The 16,009-nt window shown below is 56.0% G+C and carries 13 protein-coding genes and 1 pseudogene; 5 read left to right on the top strand and 9 right to left on the bottom strand.

Annotated features, from left to right (window positions below; all coding sequences use genetic code 11):
* Window positions 1–70 precede the first annotated feature (70 nt).
* The 3 genes and pseudogenes from GIW02_RS01435 to GIW02_RS01425 form a co-directional block, all read left to right on the top strand.
* The gene (locus GIW02_RS01435; protein ID WP_236418713.1) at window positions 71–685 is read left to right on the top strand and encodes a biliverdin-producing heme oxygenase; all 615 of its coding nucleotides are present in this window, start codon (window positions 71–73) and stop codon (window positions 683–685) included.
* Window positions 682–2,910, top strand: coding sequence for an ATP-binding protein (locus GIW02_RS01430; protein ID WP_236421754.1), 2,229 nt, complete (start codon window positions 682–684; stop codon window positions 2,908–2,910). Before GIW02_RS01435 ends, GIW02_RS01430 begins: the two co-directional genes overlap by 4 nt.
* Window positions 2,911–3,059: 149 nt before the next feature.
* A pseudogene (locus tag GIW02_RS01425) lies at window positions 3,060–4,010 on the top strand (alkaline phosphatase family protein); the annotation flags it as partial.
* Between the two features lie 419 nt (window positions 4,011–4,429).
* Here the strand turns inward: GIW02_RS01425 and GIW02_RS01420 are convergent.
* The 5 genes from GIW02_RS01420 to GIW02_RS01400 form a co-directional block, all read right to left on the bottom strand.
* Window positions 4,430–4,885, bottom strand: coding sequence for a hypothetical protein (locus GIW02_RS01420; RefSeq protein WP_174556999.1), 456 nt, complete (start codon window positions 4,883–4,885; stop codon window positions 4,430–4,432).
* A 413-nt stretch (window positions 4,886–5,298) separates the two neighbouring features.
* Window positions 5,299–5,505: a hypothetical protein gene (locus GIW02_RS01415; RefSeq protein WP_236416899.1), complete on the bottom strand. Its 207-nt coding sequence runs from the start codon at window positions 5,503–5,505 to the stop codon at window positions 5,299–5,301.
* Between the two features lie 99 nt (window positions 5,506–5,604).
* Window positions 5,605–5,919, bottom strand: coding sequence for a hypothetical protein (locus tag GIW02_RS01410; RefSeq protein WP_015371109.1), 315 nt, complete (start codon window positions 5,917–5,919; stop codon window positions 5,605–5,607).
* A 29-nt stretch (window positions 5,920–5,948) separates the two neighbouring features.
* Window positions 5,949–6,551 carry a hypothetical protein gene (locus GIW02_RS01405; RefSeq protein ID WP_053134068.1) on the bottom strand — a complete coding sequence of 201 codons (603 nt, stop codon included), beginning with the start codon at window positions 6,549–6,551 and terminating at the stop codon, window positions 5,949–5,951.
* A 267-nt stretch (window positions 6,552–6,818) separates the two neighbouring features.
* A complete protein-coding gene (locus GIW02_RS01400; protein ID WP_017530053.1) occupies window positions 6,819–7,781 on the bottom strand; it encodes an alpha/beta fold hydrolase in 963 nt (320 codons plus the stop codon).
* A 169-nt stretch (window positions 7,782–7,950) separates the two neighbouring features.
* Between GIW02_RS01400 and GIW02_RS01395 the strand changes: the two genes are divergently transcribed.
* Entirely contained in the window at window positions 7,951–8,841 is an 891-nt protein-coding gene (locus GIW02_RS01395; protein ID WP_017530052.1) for a LysR family transcriptional regulator, read from the top strand.
* Window positions 8,842–9,874: 1,033 nt separating this feature from the next.
* On the opposite strand, the gene GIW02_RS01390 is transcribed toward GIW02_RS01395, so the two are convergent.
* Both GIW02_RS01390 and GIW02_RS01385 read right to left on the bottom strand, forming a co-directional pair.
* A complete protein-coding gene (locus tag GIW02_RS01390) occupies window positions 9,875–10,147 on the bottom strand; it encodes a type 2 periplasmic-binding domain-containing protein (RefSeq protein WP_017530050.1) in 273 nt (90 codons plus the stop codon).
* Between the two features lie 110 nt (window positions 10,148–10,257).
* A complete protein-coding gene (locus GIW02_RS01385) occupies window positions 10,258–10,716 on the bottom strand; it encodes a VOC family protein (protein WP_017530049.1) in 459 nt (152 codons plus the stop codon).
* Between the two features lie 234 nt (window positions 10,717–10,950).
* Between GIW02_RS01385 and GIW02_RS01380 the strand changes: the two genes are divergently transcribed.
* Window positions 10,951–11,730, top strand: coding sequence for an AraC family transcriptional regulator (locus GIW02_RS01380; RefSeq protein ID WP_236416924.1), 780 nt, complete (start codon window positions 10,951–10,953; stop codon window positions 11,728–11,730).
* A 608-nt stretch (window positions 11,731–12,338) separates the two neighbouring features.
* Here the strand turns inward: GIW02_RS01380 and GIW02_RS01375 are convergent.
* Window positions 12,339–14,255, bottom strand: a complete 1,917-nt coding sequence (locus tag GIW02_RS01375; protein WP_162633409.1) for a methyl-accepting chemotaxis protein — start codon at window positions 14,253–14,255, stop codon at window positions 12,339–12,341.
* A gap of 209 nt (window positions 14,256–14,464) precedes the next feature.
* Window positions 14,465–15,991, bottom strand: a complete 1,527-nt coding sequence (gene tnpC / locus GIW02_RS01370; protein WP_015885961.1) for an IS66 family transposase — start codon at window positions 15,989–15,991, stop codon at window positions 14,465–14,467.
* Window positions 15,992–16,009 lie beyond the last annotated feature (18 nt).

Genomic DNA, 16,009 nt, shown 5'->3' with positions numbered 1-16,009 from the left:
TTGTGTAGAATTGTCGCCCGTTTAATCAGCGTCATTCATGGTCGCAAGGCCCACAGTTCGAGCTCACTGAATGCATTTACAGGCCTCTGATGTTGGTGCGCCCTCCTTGCTGGAAGCGTTGCGCACAGGCACTGCCCTGCTGCACGTCGCGCTGGAAAAACGCCTGCCGTTTTTCTCTGAGCACCTGGATGCCGCTGGCTACCAGCGCTTGCTCCAGGCTTACTACGGGTTTTATCAACCCATGGAAGAGGCGCTGTACGACAGTGGCTTGATCCCCGATGGATTCGACCAGGCACTGCGGGTGAAAACTCCCACGCTGCTGAGTGACCTCCACGCCCTTGGCCTGACAGCGTCCGCCATCCATGCCCTGCCCCGCTGTGCCCACCTGCCGTCCCTTGACACCCCCGCAGCCTGCCTCGGCACCTTGTATGTGCTGGAGGGCGCGACCTTGGGTGGCCAGGTGCTGCGTCGGGAAATGGCTCAGCGCCTAGGCATTAACGCCGACAACGGCGGTGCGTTCCTCAATGTGTACGGTGCCGAAACCGGTCGGCGCTGGAAGGACTTTCTCGATTACCTGGGCAGCATGCCGCTGGACACCCTCGCCAGACAGCAAGCGGTGGAGGCTGCCCGTTCGACATTCAGCTGCTTTGAGCAATGGCTCGACAGCCAGGAGGTACTGCTATGAAACCCGAAGATTTTGAAGAGCTGCTTGCCAACTGTGCTGACGAGCCCATCCGTTTCCCGGGGGCGATTCAGCCCCACGGTGTACTGCTGACGCTGTCCGAGCCTGAGCTGAATATCGTCCAGATCAGCGCCAACGTCGGCACCTTGTTTGGCCATGCGCCAGAGACGCTGCTCGGCCAGCCGCTGCAAACGCTGATCGGCGCCGAGCACGCCCAGGCAGTGCAGGCCATGGCCGAGCACAACACGTTTTTTGACGCACCGCCGCTGCACGTCAGCCTCAACGGTGCCGAGTTCGAAGGCCTGTTGCATCGCCATCAGGGCGTGCTGGTGCTGGAGTTCGAACCGCGCCTGAAAGACTTCAGCCCGCGCGCGCTGGGGGGCCGTACCAGCGACCTGGGCAAGATGCTGCAACGTCTGCAGGCAGCGAAAACCCTGCAGGCGCTGTACGAAATCAGCGTGACCGAAATCCAGGCTATGACCGGCTATGACCGAGTGCTGATCTATCGCTTCGAAGACGAAGGCCATGGCCAAGTGATCGCCGAAGCATCGGCACCGTCCATGGAGCTGTTCAACGGGCTGTTCTTCCCCGCGTCCGACATCCCGGAGCAAGCCCGCGAGCTGTATCGCACCAACTGGCTACGGATCATCCCGAACGCGGCCTACGAGCCGGTGCCGCTGCTGCCCAAGTTGCGCCCGGACACCGACCAGCCGCTGGATTTGAGCTTCGCCACGTTGCGCAGCGTGTCGCCGATCCACTGCCAGTACATGCAAAACATGGGCGTGTTGTCGTCCATGAGCATCTCGTTGATGAAGGGTGACAAGCTGTGGGGGCTGATCAGTTGCGGCAACCGCGAGCCGTTGCTGGTGCCCAATGACCTGCGGACCGCCTGCCAGACCATCGGCCAGGTGTTGTCTTTGCAGATCAGCGCCATGGAAGCCCTGGATCTGAGCCGCCAGCGCGAAGAGAAAGTCGAGGCCCTGGCGCTGCTGGACCGCGCGATGAAAGCGTCGGACGCCAATGTGTTCGACGGCCTGGCCCAGCAAGGCCAGTTGCTGATGGACCTGACCCTGTCCGGCGGCGTGGCGATCATCGAAGACAAACAACTGCACCGCTACGGCAACTGCCCGGAACCTGCGCAGATCCGCGCCCTGCACAAGTGGCTGCAGGAAGGCGGCGAGCCGGTGTTTTCCAGCCATAACCTGGTGTCGGTCTACCCACCGGCCGCCGAGTTTCAACAAGTCGCCAGCGGGGTCCTGGCCATGAGCCTGCCCAAGCCGGTGGACAACGGTGTGCTGTGGTTCCGCCCGGAAGTGAAAGAGAACATCAACTGGAGCGGTGACCCGAACAAGCCACTCAACCTGGAAAGCTCCGACGCAGGCCTGCGCCTTCGCCCACGTACGTCGTTTGAAATCTGGAAAGTCGAGATGGCCGGCATCTCCACCAAGTGGAGCCATGGCGACCGTTTCGCCGCCAACGACCTGCGCCGCTCGGCCCTGGAAAACGACCTGGCTCGCCAGGTGCTGCGCGAGCAACAAGCGGTGCGCGCGCGTGATGAACTGGTGGCCGTGGTGTCCCACGACCTGCGCAACCCGATGACCGTGATTTCTATGCTCTGCGGCATGATGCAAAAGGCCTTCAGCTCGGACGGCCCACACACCTCACGGCGCATTTCCTCGGCCATCGACACCATGCAACAGGCTGCCGGGCGCATGAACGTGTTGCTGGAAGACTTGCTCGACACGTCGAAAATCGAGGCCGGCCGCTATGTGGTCAAGCCGGTGCCGCTGGATGTCAGCCAGATGTTCGAAGAGGCTTACTCGCTGCTCGCGCCGCTGGCGATGGAGAAAGGCATCGACCTGTCATTCAATGCCGAGCCCGGCCTGCTGATCCACGCGGACCCGGAGCGCCTGTTCCAGGTGCTGTCGAACCTGATCGGCAATGCCATCAAATTCACGCCGCGCCAAGGCAATATCGGCATCAGCGCGATGAGCAACGGTGAAGAAATCGTATTTTCGGTGCGTGATACCGGCGAAGGCATTGCGCCTGAACAGTTGCCGCATGTGTTTGATCGCTATTGGACGCAGACCGAAAACAACCCCACGGGCAGCGGGCTGGGCCTGTACATCACCCAAGGCATCGTCCAGGCCCATGGCGGCAAGATCGTCGCCGAGAGTGAGCTGGGCCGCGGCAGTGAGTTCAAATTTACCGTGCCCAAGTCGAACTGAGAGGCAACTCAGAGTCCAGGCCGGGACCCTTCATCCCGGCCCAGGCCACTGAGCCAGTGCGCAGCGCCCGACGCTGCCTGCGGTTAACAAAACGCTGACATCCTCTGCGCTACCCTCCCAGATTCCACTTTGCTTGAGCCCCGTCCTTGATGCCGCAACCCGACACTCTGCCCGCTGTGATTGCTGGCCCGATGCTCAGGCGCCTGGAGCCGCAGCGCCTGGTCATCTGGTTGGTGGGCAGTCGTGCCCTGCCATTGACCCTGCGCCTGCAATTACCCCAGGGTGAGACGCAGGTGATCGACCTGCGTGCGCAGCACTGCCAAACCGTGCCCGTGGGGCGCCATGCCGTTATCCACCTGCTTGACATCACCCTCGCTCAAGCGCTGCCTGAGGATGTAACCATCGGCTACGACCTGCAGGTCGACGGCGTCGGTATTGCCGAGTGGGCACCGCATCTTCTATACGCCGATGCGCCGTTGCCGACGTTCGTGCTGCACAGCCGCCTCCATCAGTTGATGCATGGTTCCTGCCGCAAACCGCACCATCATGCCGACGAAGGCCTGCTCTGCGTCGACCGCCTGCTGGCGGCAGCCCAACTGCCCGAGCAACGCCCGGCCTTGCTGATGATGAGCGGTGACCAGGTGTATGCCGACGACGTGGCCGGGCCGATGCTACGGGCGATTCACGCACTGATCGCGCGCCTGGGGCTGTTCGACGAATACCTGGAAGGCGCCGTGGTCAATGACAGCGCCAGCCTCTATGGGCATCGCGCCAGCTATTACCATCGCGCCGACCTGCTCCCGGCGCTGGACAGTAACGAGACACTGCGCGAACGCTTCTTCGGCGGGGTGAAAAAACCCATCTTCACCAGCAGCACCGCCGACAACCACTTGGTGACCTTTGCCGAAGTGATTGCGATGTACCTGCTGGTCTGGTCGCCCACGCCCTGGACGCTGATCGCCCCACAACCGCCGCAATTAAGCGCCGAAGAGCAGCAGCGTTACGCCCGCGAACAGCTGCACATCGATGGTTTTCGCGATGGGCTGGCAGGCGTCGCCCGGGTGTTCGCGCACCTGTCCACCTTGATGATCTTTGACGATAGTCCGAATGTAGCCCTATTGACAGCATAATCCGAGCGTAGCACTGTATGCCCATACAGCTAACATTCCCGGATAATTCGTCGTGGCAAGAAATCACATCAGGAGCAAAACCGGGCAAGCGCGCTACGACTCGAGCGCACGTAGAGTCCTCATTTCTGAGTTCAGGCCAGTAACGTTGTGCTTCCTCGAGTCGCCTGATCGCGGGACCGCGAAAAGCCTACCGGATTATGAGTTCATAACGGGCGAAAAGGGATACCTACCAAATTTTCCCGTACTCATTCAGAGCGACGGTGAACCGTGGATCATCGGAAACCTTTACCTGGTTACGAAACTTCATAAAGAGGTTGGTTAGGGGTTTGAACGACCTCCGCCGTTCACTATGGGGGGGAGTCGACCCAAAGCCGACATAACTCCGTGCATTATCGTTTTTCCACAACAACCACATAATCGGAGAAGTCGACATCACCCACCCCGTCGCTACATTCCAACGTCATCGTGCCATCGGTCCCGTGGACGTGAATTCCAGCATTGCCAACCCATGCATTCATGCCAAAAGCGCTCTTCCAGACGTTCCAGATTTTTAGAACGTTTCCACCTTTAGAAAACACTTCTATCTCCAAAGCATCGGGACTGGTATCAGACCACAAAACTATTTCGGGACAGCCGTTGCCAGAGCCTTCGACGACGATTTGCCCGCCCATCATCTTTAATGCCAATCCTTGCACTCGACCGTTCGTAGCGCCCAATCGACGAACTGAAAAGACGGTTCTGGGCTCTGTGATCTTGATCTCCATGATCGCAACGATAGTTTTTCCATTGAAACTTATGGGCTTCCCTTTGGTGCGCATAAATGTAGAGGAGAGTGTTTCTTCCATTTTTTGATCCCCGGAATCTCTCAGGTGCCTTGCCTCAGTTTGGCCTAGCGAGGTTAGCATCCCTATACCTTAAGGGATTATGAATGGCTGCTTCTGGCCGAGGCTGTGGAAAAACGTTTTTGAGCGCGACAGGTACTCAAAACCGAACCGAAAATCGCGCTTCTACGCAAAATCCACATCTGCTGACGTACCGATAAATTTCAGATTTGACGTAGACGCGGACACTTAAATTTTGGTGAAGCGTTTTTACACACTCTGGGCCATTAGCCGCCATTTACTAAAAGCCGCTTTCGACTCAAAGCTGGCAATGGCGATACCCCAGACTGATTCCGGCCCGATACGATAGAAGCATTTACAACACTTGGTCGTGCCCAGCCCCATTGTTCGGGAACCTTCTGGCCACTTAATAAGAACTAATGCTGATCGTCTGGAGGGACGGTAACGGGATGAAGAAAAGAGTTCCAGGCCTTGTATGCTTCATGATGCTTTTTGACTTCCTCATCCCAATCAGGCCCTGAAACTCTCTTCGAGACCACCATCATCATCATTTTGGTATTGGGGGCATCAAGCTCAACTAGTAGCTCGTGGCATCTAAATCCAAAATCATCTATGTCTTCCATATACTCACCTTGCGACAGGTCTAGCCGGATATACCGGGTCATGCCCATTTTCGTAATGACAAGTCCCCAAAGACAAAGGTTCATTGAGCAGCCGAGTTTCTATTCGGCATGTTTTGAACAGACTGCATCGCACAGCAGCTCCAACAACTCATTCGCCAGGACCGCCGCTTCTTGTCGATAGTCGGCGTTCCAGCGGCACGACCAGTTATCAGGCTTTCCCTCATCCTCCCATTGCGCCAATGCAAGCCCGTTGAGTATTTCCAGCTCGAACCAAACACGCTGCCAAGCGACAGCGTCCTGGACTGACGCCGTGTCTTGCCATAGGAATTCTGTTTGCACGACAAATGCCGACCATGCAAACAGATCCTCTGAGGCTCGCTCACCGATCATTCGGAAGTATTTTGCGCTAGCCAATCAACGATTCCTTGTAGTCGTTTACCTGTTTAGTAAACGTCTATCCCCGGATAGAGATCCGCGGGTGGACGATAATTGGGGTTCTCAAAGCGGCTGTTCTCGTAATGGGTTTTGGCCGTCGGTCCATCGCCGTTATAGGTCACCTGCGGGTTTGGCGTGAGATGCCAACCGCTTCCTTCCTTGTCGCGCTCGATCAGTGATGCGTATAACCTACAGTTGCCTGATGAGCCGGATGTCAGCCTGAACTGGTAATAGCGTCCGGCTTGGGGCGTGAACTTAGTCGAGACATAGCAGGAACGAGTGCGTGTCCCCTCCCAGAATAGATCCACTTGCGTTTCGATACCGGGTCGGATCTGCGTTTCGTAATAGTCCCATGTAAGGTCTTGCCCTGCCTTTGGCATGCCCACGTCCTGTGTGTGGGTGAACGGCAGGGGGCCGGTGCGAACGGCGCCGCCCGAACGTTTGCCGTTTTCGTATTGGTAAATTTCGGCGTGCTGCGTGTAGTCGACGATACGTACCCAGGCAGGGTTGGGCTCGTTTTCGGGCGCGGTAAAGTAGTTGGTATGGGGCAAAAACTGGCAGCCTGCGAACAACGGCAATGCAAGCAGGCAGAGCAGAGGGGGTATCGACATGAAGCCTTTCCTTTTGCGGAGTCAGGGTTACAGACAGCAAAAGAGGAGGCGCATTGCGTAAAGGCTGAAAATTTTGTGGCTGAATCGTCGCGGCGATATCGGTTTCAACCGGTCGCGACAGGCAGAAATCGGCCAAAAGCAGTCAGTCGGATGTTTCTACGAAGCTAGGCGCTATTGAGCCACGTAACACACAACACGCTAACGAGTGAGTAGAGAGGACCAGCAACAGCGAGCGCACGGCCCGCCGTTGCAGAAGTGCGACAGGACTTATTTTTGCTGCACCACATTCCGGTCTAGGAAACGGTGGATTTCGCCACTGATCTCGTTCAAGTGTGTTTCCAGTGCGAAGTGCCCGGTGTCGTAGAGATGTACCTCAGCTTTGGGAATATCACGCTTGAACGCGTTCGCTCCTGCCGGGAGAAAAAACGGATCGTTCTTTCCCCAGACGGCCAACATCGGCGGCTGATATTTGCGGAAATACGCCTGGAACTCGGGGTAGCGCTTCACGTTGGTAGCATAGTCTGCGAACAGGTCTAGCTGGATTTCATCGTTACCTGGTCGCGAAACGAACGCGTAATCCAAGGTGTATGTTTCAGGTGCGATACTGTCAGGGTCCGCTACGCCATGCGTGTATTGCCACTTGATTGATTCTGGTTTGAGCAGCTCGCGCAATGCGTTGCGGTTCTCGGCAGTGGGAGCGTTCCAGTAACGTTGAATCGGGTTCCAGCCCTCGCTGAGGCCTTCAACGTAAGCATTCCCGTTTTGGCTGATGATTGCGCTGATTCTATCGGGGTGTGCGACGGCCATCCGCCAGCCTACAGGCGCACCGTAGTCGAACACTTGAAGAGCGTAGCGATTCAGCGCAAGCGCTTCAGTAAATCCGTCCATGGTTTTGGCGATGTTGTCGAACGTGTATGAGTACTTCGCCCGATCAGGGCTGTCCGAGAATCCAAAACCTGGGAAGTCAGGGGCAATCACGTGGTAACGGTCCGCTAGCTTCGACATCAAGTCGCGATACATGAATGATGAGGTAGGGAATCCATGAAGCAACACGATGGTTGGCGCCGATGGGTCGCCCGCTTCCCGATAGAAGATGCGGACCCCTTTTACCTCTACAAAATGGTGTTGTACGTCGCTTGCCCTTTGGTGGCTAATGTCGGCTGCTTCCACTCCTGCGCTGGCGAGCGCTGCACTAAGGGCAGTGGCGGCTAACAAAGTCTTAATGCTCATGCAAACTCCTTGGACACTGAGTGAAAAAGATAAGTGGGCTATCAGGCGGTGAGTTCATGGCTTGTCGAGCTTCAGGCGCACCAACTTGATATGGCTATATTGCCCGTTTCAATAACCCAACATAATCTGAGAACATTGGTAATCTCCCTACCAAATATTGGAATATTCCATGGACAGATTTGAGGCAATGAAGCTGCTCGTGGCGGCGATTGATGCTGGCAGCCTGACGGCAGCCGGGCGGCTAGCCGATATCCCTCTTCCCACCATCAGCAGGAAAATTTCTGACCTGGAGACGCTGATAGGTAGCCGTTTATTGATTCGGACCACGCGTAGGCTCTCGTTGACCGATGCAGGGGTGGCTTATGTGGCTGCTGCACGCCGAATATTGGAGCAGTTGGAGGTTGCCGAACGCGAAGCTGCCGGAGAATTCATTGCCCCCAAGGGCGAACTGGTCCTGACTGCGCCAATCATGTTCGGCCGGCTGCATGTGCTGCCGATCGTCAACGCGTTTTTAGGGGAGTTTTCCGAAATCAACATCCGGCTCTTGCTTTCTGATCGCAACGCTCACCTCGTTGACGACCACGTGGACATGGCAGTGCGCATTGGAACACTCGCTGATAGCGGCATGATCGCCACTCAGGTGGGGGCCATGAGAACTGTAATTTGCGCGAGTCCTAGGCTGCTGGAAGCGTATGGAAGACCTGAATGTCCCGCAGACCTGCAGAACTTGCCAACCGTGCGACTTGACGCCCCTATGCCTTTTCAATACTCAAAACATGGCGTGGCAGAATCAACGAGGCGGATGACCCCGCGCTTATCGGTGACGACCGCTGACGCAGCAGCGCAGGCCGCTATTGATGGCGTTGGAGTCGTTCAGTTATTGCACTACCAAGTCGCGGAGGCGATCAGCGAGGGACTGCTGGAGATTGTGCTGGATAACTATGAGCCTTCGTCGGCGCCTATCAACCTGATCCACATGTCACCGGGGCATATGCCCCTGAAAATGAGGCGATTTCTGGATTTTGCGATTCCTCGGTTTCGTCAACGCCTGGATCAGTAAGCTCAGCGATGGCGTGCGTAATCATTCCGATGTCATAAGACTCATATCGGGTATTTTGGCGCAGACACGCCGACGACATGGGCTAAAAGCTGGACGCTCCTAAGCTGGCTATTGTTATTTTGCCTTTGGTCGCCGGACAAGCCGTAGACCCAAAAGCCATTGCTGGAAGTTGGGCGCCCCTCTTCATGTTGATGGCTGCAATCGCGGAGATTTGTCATTTTTTTCACGAGGTGGTTAAGGACAAAATCAAGAGACTGGCCCCTCCATCACAATTACGATAACGACCAACGCCGACTGGCTCGGAAGGTCTAGGAATTATTCATGCCATTTATTTTTACCTGCGTTGTGTCCCTATTTTTTTGGACTGTTGTTTCAGCAATCACAGGAGCTGAGGAGCCTTGGGACCTGGCCAGTTACTGGACCATCATCTACCCCGCCGCGCTAGTGTTGTCCGTGATCCTTGGAGCCGTTCTAAAAAGCTCACAGTGGTCCGCAGGCGCCATCGTAATACTCTCTCAGGTCCCCGTGGTTTTGGCGACTTCTGGTACATCCCCGTTGCTAGCTGCCGGTATCATCGTTGCGGCCGTTCTCTCAATTCCGGCCATAACGCTGTCATGGCTCGCCGGCAAATTGCGCTCAGGTAAGAAAGGACGATGGACATCTACGAAGAAATGAAGGCACCGTTCCAGGAGCACCCGCGACGAGTACTGAATACACAATACAGATTGAGCCAGATAAAAAAACGGCGGCAAGCTGGACAGTAGGACGTAACCACCAACTCGCTCAAATACGACTTTGAGGTCATAACGACTAATGAGACCGCACATGGCCGAGAACTGTTGAGCGGCACCACCATGCCGCCCCATAAATGGGGCTCCAGAATGGTGTACACCTTCGTCCGGTCGTCCGGTGAACCTGTGAGGTTGCATTGCGCGATTGCACTGATCCTGGCGCCTTGGCGAAAGGCGTCTGGCAAAGTCACCTTCTCGACCCCTGCCGTTCACGTTAAATAGAAAGCATCGCCCTTAAGTCATCAGTTTTGTTGAACTCGCTGCGCTACGTCGCAAAGCCACCGGCGCAAAAGTTGGGCTGCTTCACCCAGCACCACATCTTTGGCCTGCACCAAATAATAGCCCTTGCCAGTCTTTAGTACAGATTCAAAGACAAGTACGAGAAAGCCTAGTTGTACGTCTTCTTCAACCAACCAAGGGCTGGTAAGCACTAAACTTTGATCGCGGCGGGCCGCGTCGATTGCCAGCTCAGACTGGTCAAATTTGAGGCTGCTGGAGAAGCTATCGGGGGACATGCCAACTGATGATAACCATTGAGACCAGTTGGCATGAGACGTCATGCGCGACGGAGAGCGCTTTAAGTAATTGCTTTAGGGAAATAAGCTTAACAGCCTTCGGCAGGAAGCTACTCATTAGCCTGCATCAGTTCCAGAGTGATTTGATCTGGCCCGGTCACATATACAACTAGAGTTCCCTTGCGTGGGCCTGCGGGAATCGCTTGAGGCTTGCCTCTTGCTTTCCAGCCTGCTTGCTCAATGCGTTCGAGTACGGCGTATATGTCCTGCACTCTCAATGCCAAATGCGCTGAACCAATCGCTGATGCCGTAGGTGGAGTGATACCGTGGCGTTCACCCTGCGAATATTCCAGCAACTCTACTCGGCTGCCATCCGGGCCTTTGACTATCGCCGTTCGCACGCTCGGATCGGCGGTGCCGGTTACTTGCAAAATGAATGATCCGCCCATTTCCGACTGACGCTCAAGAGTGAACCCAAGTCCAATTGTCCAGAAGCGAATGGCTTCTTCCAATGAACTGACTGCGAAGCCAATATGATCGACGGCATGCACCATGTGGTTAGAATTCATCAAATGATCCTTTAAAGGTTCACGGGCCAAATAGGGAGGTGAGCTTGCGCATCCAGCTGTTACGGCCAAAACACAGAAAATAAATGAGTGAGGGGTACGCATAATCAGGCCAATCCAAGAGAAGCAACATTTGCGATTTTTAGACATTGAGTATTCCTCTGACCGGTCTTATTCTCCATTAGGCATTCAGGATATGGCTACCTCGGATATGACATTGGATAACGTAAACCAGCCATGAACCGCGCGCTTATGCCACTGTTGGCGATAGAGCAACGCGACCGGGCGATCCGCGAAACGGCGCCCCACACTCATACGAAAGGCCAACTAATCGCAAGCCTTGCCGGCCTGCTTTCCGTCAGCACTGACGGCGGCTCATGGGTAGTGCCGGCTACCCATGCCATTTGGATACCTCCCCGTGTCGCACACGCGATGATGTCACATGGCGCTTTTGCAGGAGCGATGGTCTATATCGCGGAGCAAGAGTGCGGGATCCTGCATCAAATGCCATGCACATTTAGGGTCAGCAGTTTGCTGCGCGAAGCGATAAGCCGCGCTGCGTCGTGGGGACAACCACCCCGCAACGAAATGGAGTCGCGGGTTGCAGCAGTCATCTTAGATGAAATTGCTACCTCACCCACTGAACCCATCGGTCTGACGCACCCCAATGACCCGCGCTTGAGGCGTATCACCGATGCGATACTTGCTCAGCTTGATGACAATAGATCACTTGAGGATTGGGCTGCTTGGTCAGGTATGGCACCTAGAACACTTGCCCGGCGTCTGGTCGCTGAAACCGGTTTTAGTTTTTCTGAATGGCGACAGCGTGCGCGCACGTTGCGCGCTATTCAACTATTGGTCGAGGGGATGTCAGTGACGACAACGGCGATTGAGCTTGGCTACGAAAATATTAGTGCTTTCATTGCCATGTTCCGTCGGATAATGGGTGTTACGCCAGGACAATATGTGCGTGCGCAGACACTGATTAGCAAAGAGGTAATTTCTAGATCAAGTTGATGGGTGTAAGAACCGCTGTACCATCCAACCCGATCCTGCACGCTACAGGCTAGACCTTCAACCATGTGCCGGAACAGATGAAGAAAGAAATGCCAGCCACTTCAGGAGTCGCCAGAGCATCAGTTTTCTTTTAACTGGTGGGGCACTCACGCTGCACTCAGCTGGCGCTTGTAACTTCAACCGTGCTAGTTGCGTATTCCCCCCAATACCACCACAAGCACTCTACGAGCTGTTCGTTAGTGCATTGGCTCAGGCATAACGTTAGTGTACGCGAAGTCCATGCTTCGCCTAATTGTGCGGCGCCAAGTGCTAAGGTGCTTTTGTAGAGAGCGCTGCGCGCACCACGCGATAGCCTTGCGTACGCCGCAATGATGTAAGCGTCTGCCAAAGTCACCTTGTATGACTCAGAACGGTATAAGCAGTCCTTCAGAAAGCCGTAGGACGGCTGATAACCCATGGCCTGACCTCATCCGGCGTCATGAAAAGCCTCGTTTATCGCGTTGAGCAAAGTAGCCCTTATAGGCGCGTCACCCTCTCACCTACCAATCCTCAAATACCCGAAAGTCATTCTCTCGGGCATTTGAGCATCCGGTAAAAAAACTTGTAACTCAGTTCACCTTGAACCGTCCCACCAGCCCCTGCTGTTGCTCGGCCAAGCGGGCTAACTCGCGGCTGGTGACGGCGGTTTGTTCAGCACCGGCGCTGACCTGGATAACCAGAGTGTTGATGTCGTTTACGTTGCGGTGGATCTCCTCGGCAACCTGACTCTGTTGTTCTGCCGCCGAGGCGACCTGTATGTTGCTGTCGCTGATGGTCGCGATGCCCTCGGCTATTTCTTCTAGCAACTCCCCTGCGCGCACTACGTTGCTCGCGCCTTCTTGAGCCTTCCCTAGAGTTTCCTGCATGGAAGTGGCGGCACGGTCGGAGCCGGATTGCAGATTGGCGATCATCTTCTGGATACTGACGGTGGAATCCTGAGTCTTTTTGGCCAGATTCCGCACCTCATCGGCGACCACGGCAAATCCACGACCCTGCTCACCGGCACGGGCAGCCTCAATGGCAGCGTTCAAAGCTAGCAGATTGGTTTGCTCTGCTACACCACGAATCACATCCAAAACCGAGGAGATGGAATAGCTTTCACCCTTGAGCTCCTCAATGATTCGGGATGTTTGTTCGGCCTGAACCTCAAGCCCTTTGATCAAGCTGATGGTGTTCTCGATTTCAGCCTTGCCCTGCATAGTGCTGGCATTAACGCGCTGCGACATCTCTGCGGCGTCGGTAGTGCTGCGCGCCACGTCTTTGACCGTGGCGCTCATCTCGCTGATGGCAGTGACCACCTGATCGGTGCCTTGACGCTGCTGGACGACGTTATTGCTAGTTTGCAGGGCCACAGCCGAAGACTGCTCGGCGGCGGTCGCGACCTGCGCCGTGGCACTCCCGATCTCACGGATCACTTCACCGATCTGTATGGCCATGTTATCCAGGTTACGCGAGATCTCGCCAAACTCGTCTCTGCCGGTGTAACGGGTTCTGGCAGTTAGGTCACGCGTGGATAGCGAAATAAGGGTGCGGTTCACGTCGACCACAGCGATTTTGATATTGCGAATAATCACCGAAGCGAGCCACAGCACCGCAATCAACATCAGAATGACGGTGGCTATTGCGACATACAGACTGCGCTGGGCATCGGTACGCGCGACATTGGCTAGGCTCACGACCGTCTGGCCCAGTTCAGCCTCGACCTGAGCCATCATGTCGATACGGCTGGTGGAAAGGTTGAACCAGTCTTCGGGTTTGATATTAAGCGGATCGCCTAGAGGCGTATCAAATCCGAGTTTTTGCAGGCGAGCTACATCGACGGATGCGGGCTGTTGTAGAACCGCATCCAGCTTATTTTTGAACACGGCAGGAGCCCAGCGTTGAAAGGCCTCGAAATAGCCGGAGAACTCGCCCATGTTGCGGCTGAAACGTGACAACAGCGGCGCATCAAAACGGTTTTGGTTGAATGCCAGGCCAAGCAGTACACGCTCTCGACCAGAGCGCTCTTTCATGTCTACGAACTGATTGAGTGAACTCAGCCCACGCAGGATTTCCGGATCCTCAATGCTGGTTTCCAGTGAGTAAGAGAAGCCGATCAAATTTTTGATAACATCGGTGAATCGGGTGCCGGACTCGCCGTTATTGATTGCGAGCGTGTCCACCTGCTGACGCAGTCCGGCCAAACCATCAATTGCGCGCAGCATCTTGTCAGGCGCGATAAGACCCTCGGTCGATTGCGCATGCATCGCGCTCACCGCACGGTCGGTTTCTTGGCGTAAGACTTTCAACTTGTCCTGCATCGTCTTACCACCGCTGCCCAGAAACACGCCGCTTGCGCCGCGCTCACGCTGGATAGTGGTTACTACGTCACTGAGTTTCTGCGCGGTGCCGGTAGCGGTGACCGCTCGGTTCATCTCGCTCAGTGTCTCTCGTTTGTCAGCTACAAAAATCCCGGCGAAGACCAGAAAGCCCAACAGGGGAAACATCAAAATAAGCAGTAGCTTTGTACTCAAAGGAGCATTTCTAAGCATGGCAGGCCTCAGGGCTTGAAGATGTTGTTTAAAGCTATCCAAGGCGAACGTTCTATGAAGTCGACGTCTGATAGAGCCCAGGATGGTTCAGTAGTAGCCTGCCGTAGCCAGTTTTTTCTCCGTTCGGAATGTTTCGGCTGAAACCAGCAAAGCTTTACCTGTAGCTAAGCAGGCGCCCAGCTATGTGGTAGCAGTCGCTCGATCTCGCTGGCCCGCTGCGTCGGCAGCTGCGTCAGCACATCCTTGAGATAAGCATACGGATCATGCCCGTTCATACGTGCCGACTGGATCAGGCTCATGATCGCCGCCGCCCGTTTGCCGCTGCGCAGCGACCCAGCAAACAACCAGTTCGACCGCCCAAGCGCCCACGGCCGGATCAAGTTCTCGATCTGGTTGTTGTCGATGGGCACAGCACCATCGTCCAGGTAGCGCGTCAGCGCTACCCAGCGTTTAAGGCTGTAATCCAGGGCCTTGGCCGTAGCAGAGCCCTCGGGCACAAGTTCGCGTTGGGCCAGCATCCACTCATGCAGTTTTTCAGCGATGGGCACCGCCGTTTCCTGGCGTAATCGCCAACGGTCTTCGTCGCTCATTTCCTTAGCGTGTCGCTCGACTTCGTACAGCCCGCCAATCGAGTGAAGCGCCTGCTCAGCCAACTGGCTTTTATTCGCGACGTGCAGGTCGAAGAACTTGCGGCGCGCGTGGGCCATGCAGCCGATTTCGGTGATGCCCAGCTCGAAGCTTGCCTTGTAGCCGGCAAAGTCGTCACAGACCAGCTTGCCGCTCCACGTGCCCAGGAAGTTACGCGCATGTTCGCCGGCACGGCTGGGGCTGAAGTCGTAGACCACGGCCTTGAGTGCCGAGAATGGCGTGCTGCTATAGGCCCAGACGTAAGCGCGGTGGGTTTTCTTCTCTCCTGGAGCCAGCATTTGTACCGGTGTTTCATCGGCGTGGACTACGCGCTGGGCCAGCACTGCTTCGCGCAGCGCATCGACCAGCGGCTGAAGCTGCACGCCGGTTTGACCCATCCACTGCGCTAGTGTCGAGCGCGGGATGGCAAGGCCGGCACGGCCGAAGATCTTTTCCTGTCGATAGAGCGGCAGGTGGTCGGCGAATTTGGCCACCATCACTTGCGCTAGCAGGCCGGCAGTGGGGATGCCCTTGTCGATCACCTGCGGCGGCACCGGGGCCTGGGTCAGTGTTTCGCACTGCCGGCAGGCCCATTTCCCACGAACGTGCTGTTCGACGGTGAACACGCCCGGCGTGTAGTCCAGCTTCTCGCTGACGTCTTCACCGATGCGCTGAAGCTGACAGCCGCAAGCGCACTGAGTGTTGTCCGGCTCGTGATGGATCACAGTGCGCGGGAACTGCGGCGGCAACGGCGCACGCTTGGGTTGCTGGCGTGGTTCTATCTGCGCGGGTGCGGGATGAAGTGCTTTTAAGTCGGCCTCGATGGCTTCGAGGTCGGTATTAAGCAGGTCATCGAGCAAGCTGCCTTGCGCCGGGCTGATCTGCTCGCTGCGCTTAGCAAACTTGTGTCGCTTGAGAATGGCGATTTCGTGGGTGAGCTGCTCGATGATCGTCTCATCACGATGGATCTTTCTGCCCATGGTGTCGACCTTGGACATCAGCTGCGCAGCCAGCGCGCGCAGTTGTTCAGGGGGCATTTGATCGAGATCGGGCAAAGAAGTCATGCCGTGGATTTTACCAAA

The organism is Pseudomonas syringae, from assembly GCF_021606685.1.
Classification (GTDB): domain Bacteria; phylum Pseudomonadota; class Gammaproteobacteria; order Pseudomonadales; family Pseudomonadaceae; genus Aquipseudomonas; species Aquipseudomonas syringae_R.
The sequence above is the reverse complement of the archived record's forward strand: the minus strand, read 5'-3'. Positions and strand labels throughout refer to the sequence as shown.